The sequence below is a fragment of the Peribacillus sp. NJ4 genome (assembly GCF_030348345.1).
GTDB lineage: Bacteria > Bacillota > Bacilli > Bacillales > DSM-1321 > Peribacillus.
In genome coordinates this window covers 4,594,661-4,615,544 of record NZ_JAUCFQ010000001.1, presented here as the reverse complement: position 1 = coordinate 4,615,544, position 20,884 = coordinate 4,594,661, and the positions used below count along the sequence as shown (strand labels likewise).

The 20,884-nt window shown below is 39.4% G+C and carries 20 protein-coding genes, 2 pseudogenes and 1 riboswitch; of the genes and pseudogenes, 14 read left to right on the top strand and 8 right to left on the bottom strand.

Annotated features, from left to right (window positions below):
* Positions 1-247: 247 nt before the first annotated feature.
* Positions 248-442 carry a hypothetical protein gene (locus QUF94_RS22960; protein WP_063235353.1) on the bottom strand — a complete coding sequence of 65 codons (195 nt, stop codon included), beginning with the start codon at positions 440-442 and terminating at the stop codon, positions 248-250.
* Entirely contained in the window at positions 429-950 is a 522-nt protein-coding gene (locus QUF94_RS22955; RefSeq protein ID WP_289318480.1) for a tyrosine-type recombinase/integrase, read from the bottom strand. The genes QUF94_RS22960 and QUF94_RS22955 overlap by 14 nt, the downstream gene beginning before the upstream one ends.
* 563 nt (positions 951-1,513) lie before the next feature.
* On the opposite strand from QUF94_RS22955, the gene QUF94_RS22950 reads away from it, so the two are divergent.
* From QUF94_RS22950 to clpP, 3 genes are all read left to right on the top strand, one after another.
* The gene (locus QUF94_RS22950; RefSeq protein WP_289317878.1) at positions 1,514-1,846 is read left to right on the top strand and encodes a hypothetical protein; all 333 of its coding nucleotides are present in this window, start codon (positions 1,514-1,516) and stop codon (positions 1,844-1,846) included.
* Positions 1,847-2,214: 368 nt separating this feature from the next.
* Positions 2,215-2,922 carry a sigma-70 family RNA polymerase sigma factor gene (locus tag QUF94_RS22945; RefSeq protein WP_289317877.1) on the top strand — a complete coding sequence of 236 codons (708 nt, stop codon included), beginning with the start codon at positions 2,215-2,217 and terminating at the stop codon, positions 2,920-2,922.
* 30 nt (positions 2,923-2,952) lie between these two features.
* A complete protein-coding gene (clpP, locus tag QUF94_RS22940; RefSeq protein WP_289317876.1) occupies positions 2,953-3,537 on the top strand; it encodes an ATP-dependent Clp endopeptidase proteolytic subunit ClpP in 585 nt (194 codons plus the stop codon).
* A 116-nt stretch (positions 3,538-3,653) separates the two neighbouring features.
* On the opposite strand, the gene QUF94_RS22935 is transcribed toward clpP, so the two are convergent.
* Positions 3,654-4,610, bottom strand: coding sequence for an alpha/beta hydrolase (locus QUF94_RS22935; RefSeq protein ID WP_289317875.1), 957 nt, complete (start codon positions 4,608-4,610; stop codon positions 3,654-3,656).
* Positions 4,611-4,813: 203 nt separating this feature from the next.
* Between QUF94_RS22935 and QUF94_RS22930 the strand changes: the two genes are divergently transcribed.
* Positions 4,814-5,401 carry a DUF6241 domain-containing protein gene (locus QUF94_RS22930; protein WP_289317874.1) on the top strand — a complete coding sequence of 196 codons (588 nt, stop codon included), beginning with the start codon at positions 4,814-4,816 and terminating at the stop codon, positions 5,399-5,401.
* A 188-nt stretch (positions 5,402-5,589) separates the two neighbouring features.
* Here QUF94_RS22930 and QUF94_RS22925 read toward each other — a convergent pair whose 3' ends face one another.
* Positions 5,590-6,483 carry a TauD/TfdA dioxygenase family protein gene (locus tag QUF94_RS22925; RefSeq protein ID WP_289317873.1) on the bottom strand — a complete coding sequence of 298 codons (894 nt, stop codon included), beginning with the start codon at positions 6,481-6,483 and terminating at the stop codon, positions 5,590-5,592.
* A gap of 30 nt (positions 6,484-6,513) precedes the next feature.
* A complete protein-coding gene (locus QUF94_RS22920) occupies positions 6,514-7,503 on the bottom strand; it encodes an ABC transporter substrate-binding protein (RefSeq protein ID WP_289317872.1) in 990 nt (329 codons plus the stop codon).
* Between the two features lie 376 nt (positions 7,504-7,879).
* On the opposite strand from QUF94_RS22920, the gene QUF94_RS22915 reads away from it, so the two are divergent.
* Both QUF94_RS22915 and QUF94_RS22910 read left to right on the top strand, forming a co-directional pair.
* Positions 7,880-8,650, top strand: a complete 771-nt coding sequence (locus QUF94_RS22915; protein ID WP_483313696.1) for an ABC transporter ATP-binding protein — start codon at positions 7,880-7,882, stop codon at positions 8,648-8,650.
* Positions 8,651-8,749: 99 nt separating this feature from the next.
* Positions 8,750-9,499 (top strand): ABC transporter permease, encoded by a 750-nt coding sequence (locus tag QUF94_RS22910; RefSeq protein ID WP_289317870.1) that lies wholly within the window; start codon positions 8,750-8,752, stop codon positions 9,497-9,499.
* A 60-nt stretch (positions 9,500-9,559) separates the two neighbouring features.
* Here QUF94_RS22910 and QUF94_RS22905 read toward each other — a convergent pair whose 3' ends face one another.
* Positions 9,560-10,729, bottom strand: a complete 1,170-nt coding sequence (locus QUF94_RS22905; RefSeq protein ID WP_289317869.1) for an ATP-binding protein — start codon at positions 10,727-10,729, stop codon at positions 9,560-9,562.
* A 479-nt stretch (positions 10,730-11,208) separates the two neighbouring features.
* On the opposite strand from QUF94_RS22905, the gene QUF94_RS22900 reads away from it, so the two are divergent.
* The 7 genes and pseudogenes from QUF94_RS22900 (at position 11,209) to thiC (ending at position 18,949) form a co-directional block, all read left to right on the top strand.
* The gene (locus QUF94_RS22900; protein ID WP_289317868.1) at positions 11,209-11,442 is read left to right on the top strand and encodes a hypothetical protein; all 234 of its coding nucleotides are present in this window, start codon (positions 11,209-11,211) and stop codon (positions 11,440-11,442) included.
* Positions 11,443-12,069: 627 nt separating this feature from the next.
* Positions 12,070-12,990, top strand: coding sequence for a glycerophosphodiester phosphodiesterase (locus QUF94_RS22895; protein ID WP_289317867.1), 921 nt, complete (start codon positions 12,070-12,072; stop codon positions 12,988-12,990).
* Between the two features lie 175 nt (positions 12,991-13,165).
* A pseudogene (locus QUF94_RS22890) lies at positions 13,166-14,294 on the top strand (zinc-dependent alcohol dehydrogenase).
* A 180-nt stretch (positions 14,295-14,474) separates the two neighbouring features.
* Positions 14,475-14,927 (top strand): hypothetical protein, encoded by a 453-nt coding sequence (locus tag QUF94_RS22885; protein WP_289317866.1) that lies wholly within the window; start codon positions 14,475-14,477, stop codon positions 14,925-14,927.
* Between the two features lie 382 nt (positions 14,928-15,309).
* The gene (locus QUF94_RS22880) at positions 15,310-15,843 is read left to right on the top strand and encodes a histidine phosphatase family protein (RefSeq protein WP_289317865.1); all 534 of its coding nucleotides are present in this window, start codon (positions 15,310-15,312) and stop codon (positions 15,841-15,843) included.
* 183 nt (positions 15,844-16,026) lie between these two features.
* Positions 16,027-16,809 (top strand): HAD family hydrolase, encoded by a 783-nt coding sequence (locus QUF94_RS22875; RefSeq protein WP_289317864.1) that lies wholly within the window; start codon positions 16,027-16,029, stop codon positions 16,807-16,809.
* 110 nt (positions 16,810-16,919) lie between these two features.
* Positions 16,920-17,034, top strand: a riboswitch (TPP riboswitch).
* A gap of 133 nt (positions 17,035-17,167) precedes the next feature.
* A complete protein-coding gene (gene thiC, locus QUF94_RS22870; protein WP_289318479.1) occupies positions 17,168-18,949 on the top strand; it encodes a phosphomethylpyrimidine synthase ThiC in 1,782 nt (593 codons plus the stop codon).
* A 297-nt stretch (positions 18,950-19,246) separates the two neighbouring features.
* On the opposite strand, the pseudogene QUF94_RS22865 reads toward thiC, so the two are convergent.
* Positions 19,247-19,741, bottom strand: a pseudogene (locus tag QUF94_RS22865) (DUF3231 family protein).
* Positions 19,742-19,825: 84 nt separating this feature from the next.
* A complete protein-coding gene (locus tag QUF94_RS22860) occupies positions 19,826-19,969 on the bottom strand; it encodes a hypothetical protein (RefSeq protein ID WP_167555965.1) in 144 nt (47 codons plus the stop codon).
* A 182-nt stretch (positions 19,970-20,151) separates the two neighbouring features.
* Between QUF94_RS22860 and QUF94_RS22855 the strand changes: the two genes are divergently transcribed.
* Complete coding sequence (locus QUF94_RS22855) at positions 20,152-20,787, top strand: spore coat protein (protein ID WP_289317863.1); 636 nt, start codon at positions 20,152-20,154, stop codon at positions 20,785-20,787.
* Positions 20,788-20,884: the final 97 nt, after the last annotated feature.

Below are 20,884 nucleotides of genomic sequence, written 5' to 3'. Positions count from 1 at the left end.
GAGTTAAAGATTGTTTCGTTATCATACGGCTTATGAGAGTCTGAGAAGAGAGAGAATGAAGCTTGGAATAGAGCTTTTTCGTTATGTAGGGGTCTTTCAGGATTTCAGGAAAGGAAAATGCCTGCCAGATGCGATTGGAACAGTGGCATTTTTCAGTGAGATTCAGTCTAGATCCTTACAGAAACAAAGCATATACTTTCACGGCAAAAAAAAGACCTCTGCACATAAGGGCAAGGTCTTAAGCTGATTATAACAAGTTGGAGAAAAGAGATACTTTTTTATATAAAGCATTTACCTCTTTATTTCGATGTTCCCCGATTTCATTTCTTAGCTGGCCTTCCATATCTGTCATTAAATCAGCTAATTTCAATGCCTTCTGTCTGTCGGAAATATTGCTGCGAATGATATATTCATATTTTGCATTGTATTCAGTCAGTGACATTTCTTCCGTCCTCCCATAGTACAAAGTCATTTAAGCTGTCATCTGTTCCTTCATTAGCAATCCCAATGTACTTAAGTGTAATTTCAGGGTGTGAATGGTTAAGGATCATTTGTAAATCAGTAAGGTCCTTACTTCGTTTATAGAACCAGTACCCGAATGTTTTCCGCATGGTATGGGTACCGACGTTCTCGATGTCTACCATGTCTGCTGCTTTATTAAGTTGCCTGTAGGCTTGTATCTTACTTATAGGCTTATCGCCCTTGCGTGAGGGGAATAGCCATTCACCATCAATGGTGGCTATATAGGCGGCCAATTCATTGCATACAGTATTAAGCTGTATGATTCTTGGTTTCTTTGTTTTGCCTTCCTTGATGGTGACCTCCATCTTGCCTTTAATATCCTTTATCTTCAACGATAATAGATCAGACACACGCATGCCGGTATTAATGCCTAACAAGAACAATATGTAGTCTCTCTCGCTGCAATGTCTTTTCAATGACCATTTCATATCATCTAATTTTTCCAATGATCTGATTGGTTGGACGTCAATTAAATGTTCTTTTGGCAAATGTGATCACCCTTATTTCACGCTAATGGAATCAGTGTTTTGAATGTATACTTTTTTATTAATTTAAGAGTAACACTGAAAAAGGATGGAAGTCAATGTGAGGAGTATATTGATGGCAATGTATTCGGTGGTGTAGGGGGAGGTTAAGATATCGGGACGAATTGAGATGAAAAAAACGCGGTCTCCTCTTAAGGGAAGGGCCGCGTTTTTAGGTAAGTGCAAACTTCATTATTCATAGAGCATTCCCTAGATTTAATGAAGATGGTATAGAGTTCTTCGATATAGTCATGAATGGCATTGCCTATTCGTATTAAGGCTGAATTTTAAGTGTGGATAGCTATCAAAACTCCTGAAACTTGATATAATGAATCAATAGTAATATTTTTCTAAACTAGTGTTATTATTGGATATTTGGATAGGTCAATCAAAAGAAAACGGTTAGGGTCATTCCAAAAGAATGGTTTTTTGATATTTATTATGCTTTTAGGATTGGGGAAACCACCATGAAGAGATTTTTAGCCATATTGAAAAATAAGTTAATGCCTGCAAAGTCAAGGTTGATTACAATGGCAATTATGATTGCGGTCTTTTACTGCATGTTCATGTTCGCAGACCTGGAGAATGAAAGGATATCTAACAGCGAACGGCATTACGAGCGATCAGTGAATTTTGAAGAGATGAGCGATCAAGAATCAGAAGAGATGCCTGCCGGTTCTTTAGTGAACTATTGTAAAGATAGGGCTAATGAGAGTCGCAACTCCAGTTGGGTTGGTATTGAATCCGACGTGATGGAACCCAGTGAATACACGGTTGAATGCATTGAACACTTGGAATAGAAGCTAAGTTCCTATGGGAATTCAGGATTCACAACAAGGACATCAGGGACGTCACATCCAAAGATTTGTCTGGTTGGCTTAATGGAACGGAGCGGAATGCACGGAGGATTTTAAGTGTTTTAGAAAATAAGGGTCTCGCTGAAATTATTTGTGACGAATCGGGGTTGGCTGAGGAAAAGTCTATTTGTTGCATACAGAACCTTGAAATTAGCCTGTTTGGATCATAACCAAACAGGTTTTTAGTATGAAAGGAAATCCAATGGAAAAAATGGAATAGAATATGGAGAATAAGGAAAAAATTTCACCCCCATATCTTTTTCTCTTTCTGAAACGTTTATAGGATAGAGGGTGTTGAAGGAGTGAGAAAAATGATAAATAAGTTGAGCGAAGATATTTCTGAAGGGAAGGATAACGGCAAGGTTTTGCGTGAAGTCTATCCTGAATTGCTTCGTTTTTGCCGATTCCTGACTCAAAATAATTGGGATGGGGATGATTTGGCACAGGAAACGATATTGAAGGCAATGCAGGGCTATGGGAAGAAAACGGAGATAACATCGGCTTTATTGAAGACGATAGCCCGCCATTCCTGGATTGATACGATTCGAAAAAGAAAAAAGGAATCTTTAGAAGATCTGCTGGATACCGAGCAGCAGGGATCAATTGGGGAAAATGCCTTTGAAACGGTTGAATATATTATAAAATCCCTTACCCCGAAACAAGCTGTAGTGTTCATATTAAAGGAAGGATTCCTCTATCGCTCCAAAGAAATCTCAGATTATCTGAACACGACGGAAACGGCGGTAAAGGCCATCTTGAACCGTGTGAAAAAGCGTTTTGACAATGGCGTTGAAGAGCGTAAGTTGTCCTGCGTGGAAGATTGGCAAGACGATGAGGAACAGAGGCTCATGTCCCTGATGACAGAGGCTTTAAAAGCCCAAGATCCTGATATCCTCATTAGAAGCATTCCATCTTTCAAATCCCTGAACAGTGAATCGATGATTCCTAAACTGATGAATCGTTCGATACATTCAAAAGCATGCTTCACTCCTTCAAACACACTCTCAATGGCTGCATAGCCAATAATTTTGTTAGGAGGAAGAAGAGATATGACTACCATTCCATATGTAATTGAGCAATCCAGTAAGGGTGAACGCTCATACGATATTTATTCCAGACTTCTAAAGGACCGAATCATCATGATTGGGGAAGAGGTCACCGATCATTTAGCCAATAGTGTGGTTGCTCAATTGTTATTCTTGGCAGCAGATGCACCTGATAAAGAAATTACCATCTTCATAAATAGTCCGGGGGGATCGACTAGTGCCGGTTTCGCCATTTATGATACGATGCATTATATTAAGCCTGATATCCGGACTGTATGTACGGGGATGGCTGCATCATTCGGTGCCATGCTTTTATTGGCAGGTACCAAAGGGAAAAGGTGCGCATTGCCAAATAGTGAAATCATGCTTCATCAACCGCTTGGTGGGGCAAGGGGGCAAGCCACGGAAATTGAAATTTCTGCCCGAAGGATTTTGAAGCTAAAGGATCATATCAATCAGATCATCTCGGAAAGAACTGGGCAGCCTATCGAAAAGGTGGCGAAGGATACAGATCGTGATTACTTCTTAAGCGCAAGTGAGGCGAAGGAATACGGTATAATCGATGAAATAATCCTTCAGGTTAATTAACTGGATAAAAGCGTCATCTAAAAGCAAAAAATAAGTTAAATGAAAACGAAAAGAAACTATCGATATTAGTATATCGGCAGTTTCTTTTTTTTACCCTCTTTCATGATAATTCAACATTACTCCATATATTTATCCACAAAACCCCATACTTTGTTCCAATACTTTTCCGGATCCACTAGTTCAGCTTCACCATGCCCGGCCCCCGGTATTATCAATTTATCTTTGTCTACGTTCGCTGCATTGTATACGTCATCCAGCATGGAATAAGGGACGAATGTATCATCTTCCCCATGGATGAATAACATTGGTGTTTTACTTTTGAGCACTTGTTTGACAGCTGATGCTTCATTTAAATCATAGCCTGCACGGAGCTGGGTCACCGTGTTGGCTGCATTCATTACTGGGAATTTTGGCAATCCAAACAAATCATCAAGTTGATAGGTGAATACGTCCATTACCGATGAATAACCGCAATCCTCTACGATAACTTTAACATTGGTAGGCAGCTTTTCCCCAGAGGTCATCATGACGGTTGCCCCTCCCATGGATATCCCGAATAATGCAATGTCTGCCTGTGGATCTTTGTCGGTAATTTGCTTGATCCATAAAAGCATATCTTTCCGATCGTCCCAGCCCATTCCAATGTATTCTCCTTCGCTTTTTCCATGTCCGCGAAGATCAGGTGCCAACACATTGTATCCATTTTCGTGAAAATTGCGTATCCACCGAATCATTTGTGTATTATTGCCGGTATAACCGTGAACGACAATGGCCCATTTATGGTCTTGGTTATTATTTTCATAAAGTTTAGCACTTAGTTTTAGTTGGTCTGAAGAAGCAATGCCCATCTCATCCGGTTGATGCTCTTTGGCAAATTCCGCATCAGCCAATTTACTGGATTCAGCGACTTCAACAGAAACGGCTTCAGATTGGGCAAGATGAGGGTTATTGCTTAAAAAGTCTTTTTCCTTATTCGGGTTTAAGGCGATATTGTAAAAAAAGTTTCCTGCCACTCCATATGTAACGACTAGAATTACAAGAATACTTGTCGCAGCGATACTGAATTTCTTCACTCAAAACTCCCTCCAAAAAACGAACTATTATTTTTTAATAGTACAATATATTGAGGTGATTGTGAAAATCCGAAACTACAAAAATTGTTTTGAATATGGATGAGCCGGAGGAATTTGAACATATTCCTTTTCTGGATAGTCCATCCAGATGGTATGTTAAAATAAGTATTATCTAACATATCGATATCTTGGGGGAAGTCTTTATGAAAAAAAAGCAAAAGGTTTTACTTATAAGTGGAATCTCTGTTGTTGCATTATCCGGGTTAGGAATTGCTTCATTTAAAATCATGGAAAACGCAAATGAGTACGAAAAAGCCCAGCTGGTAATCGAAGCAAGGGAAACCAAGGAACAAATTGAAAGGGAAAGGGAGGATGTAAAAATCAAAGCCCAAAGGGAAGCAAAAGCTAAAGCGGATGAGCTTGAATCGAAAACAGCGATATATGATGGGATTGAATTTGTGACAGGACTTGATGAAGAATCGACCGAAATGGAAGTCATGGATGTCATGCATAAAATGACTCATCAAAAGGTTCGATCGCAAGATAAATGGGGAGCTATACCAATGTCCCCTAAGATTATTGAAGAAGTTTATAATATAATCAATACAAGTGATTTTAAGCATAGAGATAAATTGCTAGGCATTGCTGCCAGATGGAAAGATTTTAATTTTAGTACGATCGTTCAGGATCATAACTTCTTTTGGGAAGACAAAGAAGGTACCGTGGGAAAAGCCCATGGAACATTAAGTACGGCAGAAGAGATTGAATTCATCGAAGTGAATTTTAAATGAGGCTATTTGCAGGGAACGATGAACTTTGAAAATGCCAAAGGAAGAGTGGGCAAGACCTGTTCAAAAAGGAAAACACTTAAACCTCCTGCAATAACCAGTACTCAGGAGGTTTTTAAGTATTTTCGATGGTATTCCCCTAAAGTATTCGCTTATGGTCAGACAAGCAGTGGAACTCCATACCAGGAGATTTATTTCTTAATAACCAGACTGCTGAACTCGTTCTCTCTGTTTACGGGAACGTCTTTTCCTACTGTGACCCGGCGAACGACACGGTGCTGGTTTCCGTAATCGGCAATAGCGTAATGCTGCGTAGCTAAGTTATCCCAGATGACCACGTCCCCTTCACTCCATTGCCAACGCACGGTATTTTCTAAGCGGGTAACGTATGAATCGAAGATACTTAATATTCTTTCAGATTCACTTGTTGTATATCCTTCCACTCTTCCTGCAAAGCCACCTAATAACAAATGCTTTTTTCCGGTTTCGGCGTGAACGTGAACGACTGGATGCCTTGTTTTATAAATTGTCGATTCAAATACATCCCGATATTTCCTTTTAACCTCATCATCGATGTTTTCGGTTGGTTTAAATTGAGCATAATCATATTCATTTGTATGGATCGCCCATAGTCCGTCCGCTAATTTCTTCAATCCATCCGGCAGGTCCTCATATGCTTCATTCGTATTTGCAAACACTGTATCCCCGCCAACATTAGGGATGGTTACACCCCTTAAAACAGAGTATTTTGGAACTTCTGGAACGAAAGTGACATCGGTATGCCAATGGTTTGCTTTAGCACCTTGTTCGGAATCCAGTTCAAAAATATAGTTTGTATGGTCTTTGACCGGTACTGTAGGATGTACATAAGGCTCACCCAATAGTTTGGCAAATGCTTCTTGACTGGCATCGTCCAAATGGTTTTGACCTTTGAAGAATACGACTTTATGCTCGTTTAGCGCTTGTTTGATTTCATTGAAAATAGCTAAATCCAAGTCACCGCTTAATTGGACTCCTTGAATTTCCGCTCCAATCCTTCCTGCTACGGGTACCACTTTTATTTGTTGTGTTTTAGTTTCCGTCATAATTGATCTCCTCCTGTATGAAATATTTTTTTATTTTTTAAAGGCTTCATCAATGTATTCATTGTGGATCTGGTTTTTAAAATTAAACGATTTCTTGATATAACCCACATCGGCTAGAGTATCGATTGATTCTTGTTGTGCTTTGATGGCATCTTCGGTATAGAAGATATTTGGTTCTTCGGCCGTTATTATTGTCTTGACTGTTCCTACAGGCAATTTAGTTTCTTTAGAATAAATTTCAGATGCTTCATCCGGATTTTCAATTTGCCAGTCAGCAGCTTTTTTATAAACCTTTAAATAGGCCTCTACAATTTCAGGATGCTCTTCGGCAAACCCCGTACGTGCAATGATTGCACCAGGAGCTAATATTTTTCCTTTTACTTTAAGTGCGACAGCATTCCCTTTTTCAATATTATTAAGGTAATAAGGGTTCCATATCGCCCAGGCGTCCAATTGTTTGGTTTCAAAAGCGGCTTGAGCATCATCTGGTTGTAAATTGATGAGTTTAATATCATCAGTCGTTAAACCATGTGCTTTCAATGCCTTGATTAAATACACATGACCGGTTGTCCCCGAGGCAACACCGACCGTTTTTCCCTTTAAGTCTTCAATCTGCTTTATGTTACCTTCTGCTTGAGCCAGGATCCGTACAGATGACTCACCTCGACCTGTTTGTGCAATCACTTCGAATGGCAGATTCTTATCAATGCCGGCGATCAGTGCACCATCCCCTAAAAAGGACAGGTCAACCCGATTGGAAGCAAGGGATTCCAAAAGTGGGGGACCACTCGGGAATTCACTCCACTCGATTTGGGCATCCAGTTTAGAAAACTCTTCGTTGAACAATCCCTTTTCCTTTGCAATGACCAATGGCCCCATCTTGCCATTTAAGGCAATATGCACTTTAAGTGGATCACTTTTCCCAGAAGCTTTGCCGGCATCGGAATTACAGCCTGTTAATACAGCGATGCTAATGATGGCAAGTAGTACTGCGGTTAAATGGTTAAGATACTTTTTCATGAATTCCCTCCCTTTTTATTACACTTACACCTCTGGATAGTCAGATTAATGACAAAAAGAGATTCAACGAAGAGTATGCAGGGTTACTCTTCATTGAATCTCCGGTAGTCCAGTTGATTCACATGACCGTTATTTAATTGGCTCCTTCGTGAAGCGGAGTGGTGTATGAATGCATCTTAACAGCTATTAGAATAATCTGTCAATTGTTATTATGATTAATCCGATAAAATAAATTGGTATTAGATGTTGATTATAAATAATCGATAAGTTAATATAAAATGAAATATTGAATCGACTAGTTAACTAGAGATTCAGCAAAGGGACCATAAGTGCCTTTTTGCTGAATCTCTATTTTTTTATTCGAGAAAGGGTGAGGATATTGGTAGCGACGTTGGAAATTAATCACGTAAGCAAAACATTTAAAAATGATAATGAAAGTGTCCATGTTTTGGATAAGTTAAATCTGACCGTCAACAATGGTGAGTTCGTTACCATCATTGGTCCGAGCGGCTGTGGGAAAAGCACATTATTAAAGTTGATAGCAGGGCTTGATTTAGACTTTGAAGGCTCGATCATCGCAGGAGTTCATCCGGTTAGCGGCCCTTCTAAAGACCGAGGTTTCATTTTCCAGGAGCATCGCTTATTTCCATGGCTAAACGTGGAGAAGAATATTGCAGGTAACCTTCCATTAAAGAAATCGGACATTCGAAAAAGGGTGGATGATTTGATTTCCCTTGTTAAACTAAACGGATTTGAAAGGGCATATCCACGCCAATTATCAGGTGGAATGTCTCAGCGTGTTGCCATTGCCAGAGCCTTATTGCGTAACCCTGAAGTTTTATTGCTTGATGAGCCATTCGGTGCCTTGGATGCTTTCACTCGAACGCATCTTCAAGAGGCTTTACTTGAAATATGGGTGAGGAATAAGACAACGATGGTGCTTGTCACCCATGATATTGATGAATCCATCTTTTTATCGAGGAAGGTGGTCGTCATGGATGCAAAGCCAGGACGAATTAAAGCTATCGTTCCAATCGATTTACCATATCCAAGAACACGAACAAGCAAAGCATTTCAGGAATTCAGGTCCGTCATATTAACCCAACTGGATCATCTTCCTGAAGAAAGGGAAGATTGGAGCATTTAAATGAATTTTTTAAAAAAGGAAGGATGATTAAAATGTCTACACAGACCGTTGCTCAAAACAAGCCGCTTGTCATGAGGGAAACGACAAAACAATCCAAGATTGCCAAATCAGCAATGCGGGGTTCCCGTTGTCGTGTTGATTGCATGGCAATCACTAGGTTCAACAGGAATCCTGCCTGCCCAATTATTCTCATCACCTTTATTGATCGTCACAACTTTCATTGATCTCGTCAAGTCAGGGGAAATGGCCATGCATTTACAAATCAGTTTAACGCGGGCTCTTCTTGGTTTTGCATTAGGTGGTTTTTTAGGCTTAATGATGGGTGTCATCGTGGGCATGCAAAAAAAATCTGAAGAATATCTAAACCCAAGCATTCAAATGTTACGAACAGTTCCTTTACTTGCGATTACCCCTTTATTCATTATGTGGTTCGGATTTGGTGAACTATCAAAAGTGCTGCTTATTGCATTAGGTGCTTTTTTTCCTCTATATTTACAAACATTTTTGGGCCTTCGGAATGTGGATAAAAAACTATACGATGTTGCCCTGATCTTAGAGTTCAGCCGTCGGGAACAAATAACGAAGCTCATGATTCCGGCAGCTTTACCAAACATATTACTTGGTATCCGTTTAGCCTTAAGTGCGGCTTGGATGTGCTTAGTCGTCGCTGAATTGCTGGGTGCGGATAGAGGGGTGGGCTTCATGATCCAGGATGCCCGTTCATTCATGCAAACGGACGTCGTATTCGTAGGCATCATCATTTTTGCCCTCGCTGGTAAAATCTCCGACTCGTTTGTCCGCTTTTTAGAAAACCATTTGCTGAAATGGCAAGATAGTTTTAAAGCCTAATTTAAAAGGATGACCGCCCGGTGATGGAAGGTCATCCTTTTTCTTGTTTGAAAGGTGTTTTTATTCTATTTCTTTAAATAAGGGCAAATAAATGGTGAAAGATGTTCCTTTGTTCAATTCGCTCTGCACCACGATTTTCCCTTTGTATTTTTGAACGATGGAATAACAAACGGTCAGGCCGATACCAGTTCCCCTATCCTTAAGCGAATAAAATGGAGTGCCGAGTATTTCAAGCTGGTCTTTGGAAAGACCTATTCCTGTATCCGTTATTCGTATTTTTGCCATAGTGCGTTCCTGCTCTGTTTCCACCTTGATGAATCCAGGGTTGTTCATTGACTCAATTCCATTTTTCATGATATTGACCAGTATTTGTTTAAGCTCGATGGGATTCATATTTATATGTAGGTCGTCACGGAAATCCAGGATAAAGCCTATGTTGCGATTATTGGCGAAACTGGTTAATAGATCGGAAATCTTTTGGATTTCATAATTTAAAGGAATGACCTGTATATTATCCGTTTGCGGTTTTGCCAAAGACAAATAGTCATTGATGATCACTTGTGTATATTCAAGTTCTGTAAGCATGGTCTGTACATAAAACTTTTCCGTTTCATTAAGTTCCTTCTCTTGATCTAATAACTGGGCAAACCCTTTTACGACTGTAATGGGATTCCGTATCTCATGTGCAATGGTGGCAGCGAGCTGTCCGACTGAGTTCAATTGCTTGGCCTGCTGAATTTCCTTATGGAATGCATTAGTCGATTCCATCCTATTATTGGTTCCTATGAACACGAATACCAATATGATTTGTATAGCTATGAAATTAAGCGTATTGCCGAAACCATCCAAAGCGACATATTCATAAGTGTATTGAAGGTCCGTTTGCGATATGGTCAAAATGGAAGCAGGACCTAATATGATATTTAAAGTGGCGACAATATAAAATCCGATTTTATCAAAGAGAAAAATGGGGATCAAGGGTGCTAGAGCAAATAAAGCCAGCATGATTGCAGTGTCTGGGAATATCCAGAATTTGCTATATGAATAAACAGTAATTAAGAAAATGAATAGGGTTTTATAGAAATTGACTTCTGTTTTTAAGAAAAATAACAGAGAAATTATCATCCCCGATATTAAAATGACCTGTAATGTCATCTCGTAAGGATTATCTTTCCAACTTATAGGTGATACAGAAATCCCAACCAATAGTAAAAAGGATATCATTGCCATGAATGCCTTCAGTATAAATCGGTGTTTGTTTTGATAATATTGATAATTTTTTAACATAATTCCCCTTAAAATTAATATTCTGTTTGCTTAATAGTAATATGATACTAGTTTTTTGTAAATCAGAAAAAGATAGATTTTGTCTTCGATAGTCTCTCTTTCTATATCTAAAAAGGGCTGTTCTCTACGAATGGTTCAGTTGGAATTTGAGAAAATCTTTCAAAAAGTCTTCACCCTGGTTAGGCTAGGGCTCTCAGCTTCATATTTGCTTTTAAAAGGTGTTTTAGTATTTTTCTTTATTAAAAGCGCATAGAAGTGGATTCTAAAAGCCGTCAAATGTACCGATAATACCAACTATGTCCAGGCCCTCTTGGTATGTCAACATTGACACACATGATCTCATATCTGGAATTTGTAAGCTATAGATTTAGTTTATTATGGATTTGGAAAACTATTAAATTGTAGAGAAAGGATGATCGATTATGAAACTAGCCAAGTTTATGTTCATTTTAACTGCACTTGTACTGATCATTAGTTCTATTGGTCCAAGTTCTGCGAAATCTAAGTCGACTCATGAGATAAATAAAGAAATTACAGATGTAACATCACTTGAAAAAGCAGAGGAAACTTCCTTCGATAATCTTGAGGATGTTAAAATTACAAAAAAAACCAAAAATTGGCATCTGAAATTGAATTGGATAATTTTTATTATCTAATGAATTCGATTTAGAAGAAGTCGCTAATAATCAATCCTTAGGAAATGACTAGTGAAGAAAAAACAGAAAAAACTATGATTCTGAATCAATTCTTTTTTTGAGGATTCAGCTTCAATATCCACAAACTCAAAATTGATAGCTTTGGCGTTCAAACAGCGAAGTAAGGAGTTTAGTAATGAAGAGAATATGGAAATATTTAGTCATTAGTATTTGGGTTACTGTTTTTTTATACTATTTCAATATCTACATGCCAAGAAACTTTTTATATTTTCTTATTGGATTACCAGCATCCATGTTTAGCACATTTTTTATTTATAATTTTTTCAGTAAAAGAGGCTTTTAGTGGGTTCCCACTCCGACTCTCTTCACGGGACTTTCTTGTATTTAAAAAAATATATGTTAAAAGCCTTTCAACTAGAGTGAAGAAAATGCATGATGGGGAGACGAATGGAACTGGTTCATGCTTTTTGGTTAGGTACAACAAACTAACTGAATGCCCGGTGGGTAATTTATTAAATAGGTTATTTTACCCAATTATACCAATTTATTATTTCTTTACACTATATTTGCTGTAGATTCACATTCCCCTTCTAAAATGATGGTAACAATAGGAGGGGGAGAAGGAAAATGAAAACGAATATAAAGAAATTCGGTTTATGTATGATGAGTGCGGCCTTTATATTGCAGGCTACTTCCATGGGGGCATCAGCAGCAAATGAAAATCATTCGAATTCATCTATTTATGAGAAGAAAATCGTGAATATCGCGCATCGAGGAGCTTCCGGTCATGCACCTGAACATACCATTCCCGCTTATCAATTGGGGGAACAAATGGAAGGCGACTACATAGAAATCGATCTTCAGATGACCAAGGATGGAAGATTGATAGCGATGCATGATGAAAAGGTTGATCGCACAACGAATGGTACAGGTCTGGTGAAGGATTTAACTCTGGCAGAAGTCAAAAAACTGGATGCCGGTACATGGTTCAATGAAAAATATCCGCAATTGGCAAAAAAGAAATATGAAGGGTTAACGGTACCCACTCTTGAAGAAGTCTTTAAGAAATTCGGCAGGCAGGCCAATTACTACATTGAAACAAAGTCCCCTGATGTATATCCAGGAATGGAAGAAGAACTTCTGAAGGTTTTGAAAGATTATAAAATGGTAGATTCAAAGGGCCGTACCAAAAATGTACTTATACAATCGTTCAGTAAAGAAAGCCTTATGAAGGTTCATGAAATGAATCAAAAGTTACCGCTTGTGCAACTTTTTTCTTATAAGAACCAAGCAACCATTTCCGATGAAGAATTGGAATCCATTAAGGAATATGCCATTGGAGTTGGCCCGAACTTCAGTAAGGTTGACGGACAATATGTGAAGATGGTTCGCAACCATGACCTCCAATTCCATCCATATACAGTAAATGAAAGAGCGGATATGAAAAAGGCTCTTGAATGGGGTGCAACTGGGTTGTTTACGAATTATCCCGATGTATTTAACGAGGTACTAAGAGAGTATAAGCATAATAAAAATGGAAATTTATAAGGTTACTAAATAAGTGTTTCATAGGTGAGTCCCGGTTTTCCGGGGCTTTTTTTGTATGATCCGGATTCAACTTAAGAAGGTTTTTTATTTCTTGGGAAAATCAGGTGTTGCTAGCTTAGTAGTCTTTTTTTGGCGGGTATATCAATTGTATTAAGAATATTTTAGGAGGTTGATTATGAAGGCTGTAACTTTCCAAGGTGCAAAAGATATTCAGGTAAAACAAGTTGAAGATCCGAAACTTCAGCAAAAGGATGATATCATCGTCCGAGTGACTTCAACGGCGATTTGCGGATCCGATCTCCATATATATCAGGGCGCTTTGCCTACGCATAAAGATTATGTCATTGGTCATGAACCGATGGGAATCGTTGAAGAAGTGTGTCCTGAAGAAAGTGAAAAAAGGGGACAGGGCTGTCCTGCCTTTCAACATTTCTTGTGGACATTGTTATTATTGTGAACATGATATGGAGAGTCAATGTGACAATTTCAACCCCAATGAAGCGGTCGATACTGGAGGATACTTTGGTTTTACGGAACGATATGGGAACTATCCAGGAGGACAGGCGGAATATTAAAGGGTCCCTTATGGGAACATCATGCCGTTTGTCATCCCAGAGTCATGTGAACTTGAAGATGAGGCGCTTCTGTTCATGTCCGATGTGCTGCCAACCGCTTATTGGAGTGTAGAGAACGCAGGCATCAAGGAAGATGATACGGTAGCGGTACTGGGCTGTGGGCCAATTGGCTTGATGGCCCAGAAGTTCATTGGATGAAGGGCGCAAAAAGGGTCATTGCCATCGACAACTTATCGGCTCAATAAGGTAAAACAGATGAATAGGGTTGAAGCGTATAACTTCGATGAGTATAACGATATGGGCGGCTATATTAAGGAAATCACTTCAGGCGGGGCGGATGTCATCATTGATTGTGTGGGAATGGATGGCAAGAAATCGACGATTGAGGCGATTGAGCAAAAGTTGAAACTTCAGGGTGGAACGTTAAGTGCGATCGAAATTGCCATTAACGCCGTGCGTAAATTCGGCACGATCCAACTGACTGGCGTATATGGGTCCAAATATAATATGTTCCCGTTAGGCAATTTATTTGAAAGGAACATTAACATAAAAATGGGACAAGCACCGGTCATACACTATATGCCAAAGCTTTTTGATAAAATCACAGCTGGGGAGTTCGACCCGACGGAAATCATATCCCATAGAGTTCCTCTCGAAAAAGCGAATGAAGCATATCAAATCTTTAATGATCACGAAGATGAATGTATTAAAGTCGTGCTAAAACCATAATAAGAAGTTGGCGAAATCCAATGCATGGAGCTGCATTGGATTTCTTTGTTAGGCTCGTTTCGGAGAAAGAAGAGTTGGCATTCAAAATGAACTCCGATGCCAAGTGATCTTGACTTAGGGTTTTTGGTAAGGAAATGAAGGATTTATATTATAATGATAATGACAAAGGAGGATGTTCAGATGGTATATAATTCGGCAGCGGAACTTTGTGAAGGGTTTGGGTATCCCCCCGTTCACGTTAAAATGATGATAGAGATCATAGATAAGAGATTGGGACCTGTAAAGGCGGAAGCAGAGATTGCCATCAAGCCTGTTAAGTCAAAGGAATATCTAGAAGTATTGGTGGAAGAACTTGAATCGGAGCATATCTTTGCTGAAGAAAATGGCAGTATCTATGGCAGCTTCGGCATCGATCAAAGCATCCAGATTTATGATGAAGTCCTGACTACCATACCGTTCGATGAGTTAATCGGAAATGAAAATTGGAAAGAGACAGTGGAGGAATCCATCACTTTGGATAAGCTAAAGGAACAATTGGGAAAATCCCTCAATGATTATCAATTCAGTGATTTGAGCGGGAAATATAAATTCAGGAAGAGATGTACGATAACAGAACTTCAATTCATAGGGTAACGACATATGGAGAAGGCAAAATGCTTTCTCTTTTTTTGATAATTTCAGATAGAGTCTGGCCATGATATTTTTCCCTTTAATAATTGCTACTACCCTGTCACATCTTCCATGAACTCGTAAGGGAAAGTCGTTTCTTGTTTTTTACGTTTGTTAGTTAAAGTGAAGAAAGGGTATTAAAAAAGCATAGGGATAAACGCTTGGTTATAGCATGTGACGGGACCACTTCTGCAGGACCATTTTCAGCAGTGACCGAATCTGTAAGATTGTTAAAAACACATACTCGCAAGTGCAATTCAGTATGGTTCATGGTTTTCACATACCTGTTTTTGTATATGATAAGCCAAAAAGAAACTTATATTTAAAAAGATAAAAAGGAGAATATATGAAAATTGGTTTGGTACGGCATTTTAAGGTTGCACATGAATTCCCTACTGGGAAATCTGTGACGGCGGATGATATGAAGCAATGGTTTGAGGACTATGATGCAGCGGATATTATTTATGGAACGACTTTATTTGGCGTGGAGGAATGGCAGGAATGTTATTGCAGTGATATGTCGAGAGCTGTCAAGACAGCGGAACATATCTATCCAGGTAAGGTTCATCGGATGGAGGAGCTGCGGGAAATACCTTCTCCCCCTCTTAAAGGAAAAGTGAAGCTGCCGTTCATCCTTTGGGCCATCTGGATTCGATGCTGCTCGATGTTCAACAGGCAGACAAGGGCGGAAATTAAGATCGCTGAACAAAGGATCAATAAAGTATTGGATGAAATCTTTACAAAGGGGGATAGGGATGTTCTGATCGTGAGTCATGCCGCCCTCATGATATATATGAGGAAAGAGTTGATCCGACGGGGGTTCACCGGTCCAAAATTCAAGATTGCAAGTAATGGAAAGCTGTATGTATTCGAAAGATGATAAGTGAATAAATATAGGGTTTTCCATCAGAAAAGGTAAGTCTGATGTCCATCATACATTTTGCTGATTTAAAGAAAGATGCAGGGATTTTCCGAATAATTATTCTTTTTCCATTGGTTGTGGTTTATTATTGTAATAGTGTAATTTTTACGAATTCAATAATAGGGAAAGAGGGTGGACATTTTGGTGAAGGCAGTTTTTTTTGATTTAGATGATACATTACTATGGGATCAGAAAAGTGTAAAAGAGGCTTTTGTTTCTACATGCGAAGTGGCTAAGGAGAAATATGATTTGAATGTCGACGAGTTTGAAGAAGCTGTGCGGAAGGAAGCGCGTGAGCTTTATTCTTCTTACGACACATATGCATTTACTCAAATGATCGGTATCAACCCATTTGAGGGGCTATGGGGAAATTTTCAGGATGATCATGATGAATTCCGGAAGATGGCCGGGATTGCACCGGCTTATCGGAAAGAAGCTTGGACGAGAGGCTTAAAGGCATTAGGGATCGATGACCCGGAATTTGGGCTTGAACTGGCAGAACGTTTCCCGGCCGAGAGACGTAAAAAGCCATTTATTTATGAAGAATCATTCCGTGTGTTAGATGAATTAAAAGGGAAGTACAAATTGCTATTGCTTACGAACGGGTCTCCTGAACTGCAAAATACCAAACTTGAAATTACGCCTGAACTAGTTCCTTATTTCGACCAAATCGTCATTTCAGGTGCGTTTGGAAGAGGTAAACCGGATGCCTCCATTTTTGAGCATGCTTTGGAAATCATGGAGCTGGATAAGGATGAAGTATTGATGGTGGGCGATAATTTAATGACGGATATCCTTGGAGCGTCACGGGTAGGCATAAAGTCCGTTTGGATAAATCGCCATGATAAGGAACGGAATGAGGTGCTTCCAACCTATGAAATCAAGCATTTAGAGGAGCTTTTCCCAATCCTTGAGAGCCTGTAAAATTACTCTTCAAGTAACGAATTTTGGAGAGTTTGAATAAAATATTAGGTCTTTCAAATTATATACAGAATGAAAAGGGTGATATATAGTTACCTTGTAATCAATTAATTTATTTAGACTAGGGGTGTCCAATAAAAGTTGGGCTGAGAGAGAAGCGCTTAAGCTTCTTAACCCTCAGGACCTGATCTGGTTCATACCAGCGTGGGGAAGTTAGAATCTACTAAACAATGACCATTTCAATTGGTCATTTCTGTAGTCATACTAACGTTAGCCGGGTCTTAAATATGAGACCTGGCTTTTTCGTGCGAAATGGATTGGATTTTGTCCTTTTTAAATGAACTTAAAAAGGAGAAATGAAATCATGAGTAATTCAGTAAATGACATGAACGTTTCAATTATGTCCAGTTTTGCTGGGAGTAAAAAAGTGTATGTTGAGGGATCTAGACCTGATATTAAAGTACCTATGCGTGAAATTAAGCTAAGTCCGACTACAGGGGCATTCGGGGAAGAGGAGAATCTGCCTTTACGAGTTTATGACACAAGCGGTTTCTATACGGATTCAGAATATCCCATTGATATTCATAAAGGTCTTGCCCCGATTAGACGCAACTGGGTCCTGGAACGGGAAGACGTTGAAGAGTATGAAGGACGTGAAATAAAACCAGAAGATAATGGGTATAGAAAAGTGGATTCACAATCCAAAGTCGAAATATTTCCGGGATTGAAAAGAAAACCATTGCGTGCGATGGAAGGGCAAAACGTAACGCAGCTCCATTATGCCCGTAAAGGTATCGTTACCCCAGAAATGGAATTCATTTCGATCAGGGAAAATGTTGCCCCTGAGTTTGTAAGAGAAGAGGTAGCTAGCGGACGGGCGATCATTCCGGCAAATATTAACCATCCTGAAAGTGAGCCCATGATCATCGGACGGAATTTTCATGTGAAAATAAATGCGAATATCGGAAATTCAGCTGTTAGTTCATCGATCGAAGATGAAGTGGAAAAAATGACTTGGGCTACACGTTGGGGAGCCGACAACATAATGGATCTTTCCACCGGAAAGAATATTCACACGACCCGAGAATGGATTATCAGGAATTCACCTGTGCCAGTTGGAACTGTTCCGATATATCAAGCATTGGAAAAAGTGAATGGAGTCGCGGAAGATTTAAATTGGGAAGTTTTTAGGGATACATTAATCGAGCAGGCCGAGCAAGGTGTCGATTACTTTACCATACACGCTGGTGTGCTTTTGCGATATATCCCTTTAACAGCAAAGCGAGTTACGGGAATTGTTTCCCGAGGGGGCTCCATCATGGCACAATGGTGCTTGGCCCACCACCAAGAAAGCTTTCTCTATACTCACTTTGAAGAGATTTGTGAAATCATGAAGGCATATGATGTCTCTTTCTCATTAGGCGACGGCCTCCGTCCTGGATCCATTGCAGATGCAAACGATGAGGCTCAATTTGCTGAATTGGAAACATTGGGGGAACTGACGAAGATTGCATGGAAGCACGATGTTCAAGTCATGGTTGAGGGACCCGGTCACGTACCTATGCATTTGATTAAAGAAAATATGGATAAGCAGCTGGAAGTGTGTCAAGAAGCACCATTCTATACCCTGGGACCATTAACAACGGATATAGCACCTGGATACGATCATATTACTTCTGCAATTGGTGCTGCCATGATTGGATGGTTTGGAACTGCCATGCTTTGTTATGTGACACCGAAAGAGCATCTGGGACTTCCGAATAAAGAAGATGTTCGAGTAGGGGTCATTACCTATAAAATTGCAGCCCACGCAGCTGACCTTGCAAAAGGCCATCCGCATGCACAAAAACGGGATGATGCCCTTTCTAAGGCTAGATTCGAATTTCGTTGGAGAGATCAGTTCAATCTTTCTCTCGACCCTGAAAGGGCGGTTGAATATCACGATGAAACTCTACCGGCTGAAGGTGCCAAAACAGCCCATTTCTGTTCAATGTGCGGACCTAAATTCTGTAGTATGAGAATCTCACAGGACATCCGTGATTTGGCGAAAGAAAAGGGTCTGGGTTTTGAGTCGGTAATCGATGAAGGGCTTAAAGAAAAAGCCAATGAATTTAGGAAAACGGACGGAAAAATCTATCAATGATTCGGACGAGAGGGAGAATTCGATGAATCGGGTAACCCAGATAAAAGTTGAAATGAAACAGTTGGAAACTCAATTGGAACAGCTGAAAAGAGAGCTGAACATTTTTCGGGAGAATTGTAATCATGAATTTGTAAAAAATGATTATAGTCAAGAATGCACAAAGTGCCACTTAATCGAAAGTCTGCAATGGTAGTGATTCATTAATCGTCCTTTCAACCGAAATCAACTCCTTAATCATGTTGGAGATTCAGCCAACATGTTTAAGGGGATATTTCATCAATGTTTTACAAACTTGTTTTATTTTTGAAGAGGAGGAGGGATTCAACCATCCTTTTTCCTTATTTAATCTTAGGAAATCAGCACTCAATGCCGCTTTTTTGTATGGAATTGTGCAAACATTCCCGCAATATCTTCGCGGATGCATTGACCCATAATCTGGCTGCAAGCAACTAATCCTACACCAATATCAATGGATACTGAAGTGGAGATTTCAGGATCTTGAAGACGTGCCCCCACCGGAATATCCTCTAAATTAGCTTTAGGCCTTTCAGGTGGTGATGGAGGCAGTCCTACGTTATTTTCTTTTAATAATAATTCAATTTGGTCATTTTCCTGTTTACCTTGATTGATCACTTCTACAAGTAATTTATGTATGCCCTTATCACCAGTATGATTAAGCATGGTTTGATGACATGCAATCAAACCTTTTGTTGTTGTTAGAAATGCCCATGTTCCAAATACCTCACCATAATGCATAGGCTCTTCTTTTGGATTTCCGCTTAAAATCCCCATAATCATTATATATTTGTACTGCGTGAACGAATTTAAGTTGCCCTATACTTAATCATTTTTGAGATTATTTGAGGGCTTTTTATACTAACCTTTTATTCCTTGCAGCCATTCTTGATAACATTCATCACAGAGCATTTCATTTCTATCCGTGTCAGTAACTTGAAACGTTACAACATGGATTTTTTTTTCTTCTGTGTCGTCAGTACAATAGAAGCATTTATGTGTCATTAGAAATCCTCCCATACATATTAAAGGTGTTTATAGTTTAAAACGTCTCGGTTTTTTTATACAGACAACATGATGGAGGTAGCTTAATTGGTCTTCATGGAAGAGTTTAGGTTGAATAATCCTGTTGGGGTTTAACATACTAAACTTGTTCGCATGATTGATAAAACGAGGAGGGAAATACAATGCAAAATCAAAATCAATATCAACAAGGTCAAGTACACCAGAACATGCAAACGGGTGCTATTCCTCCACAAATGAATCACGGAGGTCACGAAGTATTCGATGTACATGAAGTGTTATCGGGAACGATTGGTACATTAAACACTTATATGCTTTTGCGTCAGCATGTACAGGATCAGGAATTGCTGGACATTTTGGATCGTCAATATCAGTTCATCCAAGATGAATATAATATTACATTGGAGTGCTTCCAAACGGGCCAGGATCCTTCTAAACCGACCCAGAGCTACAAAATGAATCAAGGTAACGATTTTATATATGGATTGACTCCAACACAGCCAAAGAAACCTTTGCAATCCGTGTCGGAAATTACGGATGAATGCATTTCAGGTATGATGCTTGGAGCTGTTAAGTCTGCAGCATCCTTGAAAGCGATGGCTGCTCTTGAAATAACGAATCCGGTGGTTCGCCGCGTATTTGCAGATTCCGTTCCGAACTGCATTGAAATGGCATACGAGATTTCGTTATATCAAAACAAACATCATTACTACCAAGTTCCACAGCTTGCACAGCAGGATATGCAACAGATGATCAATTCATATGCACCTGCACAAAGAAATAACAACATAAGTCATTAAAAGCTATATGTGACAGTTATTTTTGCAATGAGGAACTGAAAACGGCTATATAACTGGATTTCTTAGTCAAGAACATAAAAAAGGGGTAGGACTAAAT

What these genes read in the sequence shown, in the direction of transcription:
- clpP (WP_289317876.1), top strand. Translation starts at nt 2,953, where the DNA reads ATGACTACCATTCCATATGTAATTGAGCAATCCAGTAAGGGTGAACGC.
- QUF94_RS22885 (WP_289317866.1), top strand. Translation starts at nt 14,475, where the DNA reads ATGGTATATAATTCGGCAGCGGAACTTTGTGAAGGGTTTGGGTATCCC.
- QUF94_RS22945 (WP_289317877.1), top strand. Translation starts at nt 2,215, where the DNA reads ATGATAAATAAGTTGAGCGAAGATATTTCTGAAGGGAAGGATAACGGC.
- QUF94_RS22930 (WP_289317874.1), top strand. Translation starts at nt 4,814, where the DNA reads ATGAAAAAAAAGCAAAAGGTTTTACTTATAAGTGGAATCTCTGTTGTT.
- QUF94_RS22925 (WP_289317873.1), bottom strand. Translation starts at nt 6,483, where the DNA reads ATGACGGAAACTAAAACACAACAAATAAAAGTGGTACCCGTAGCAGGA.
- QUF94_RS22920 (WP_289317872.1), bottom strand. Translation starts at nt 7,503, where the DNA reads ATGAAAAAGTATCTTAACCATTTAACCGCAGTACTACTTGCCATCATT.
- QUF94_RS22855 (WP_289317863.1), top strand. Translation starts at nt 20,152, where the DNA reads ATGCAAAATCAAAATCAATATCAACAAGGTCAAGTACACCAGAACATG.
- QUF94_RS22905 (WP_289317869.1), bottom strand. Translation starts at nt 10,729, where the DNA reads ATGGCAATGATATCCTTTTTACTATTGGTTGGGATTTCTGTATCACCT.
- QUF94_RS22900 (WP_289317868.1), top strand. Translation starts at nt 11,209, where the DNA reads ATGAAACTAGCCAAGTTTATGTTCATTTTAACTGCACTTGTACTGATC.
- QUF94_RS22895 (WP_289317867.1), top strand. Translation starts at nt 12,070, where the DNA reads ATGAAAACGAATATAAAGAAATTCGGTTTATGTATGATGAGTGCGGCC.
- QUF94_RS22950 (WP_289317878.1), top strand. Translation starts at nt 1,514, where the DNA reads ATGAAGAGATTTTTAGCCATATTGAAAAATAAGTTAATGCCTGCAAAG.
- QUF94_RS22955 (WP_289318480.1), bottom strand. Translation starts at nt 950, where the DNA reads ATGAAATGGTCATTGAAAAGACATTGCAGCGAGAGAGACTACATATTG.
- QUF94_RS22880 (WP_289317865.1), top strand. Translation starts at nt 15,310, where the DNA reads ATGAAAATTGGTTTGGTACGGCATTTTAAGGTTGCACATGAATTCCCT.
- QUF94_RS22860 (WP_167555965.1), bottom strand. Translation starts at nt 19,969, where the DNA reads ATGACACATAAATGCTTCTATTGTACTGACGACACAGAAGAAAAAAAA.
- QUF94_RS22960 (WP_063235353.1), bottom strand. Translation starts at nt 442, where the DNA reads ATGTCACTGACTGAATACAATGCAAAATATGAATATATCATTCGCAGC.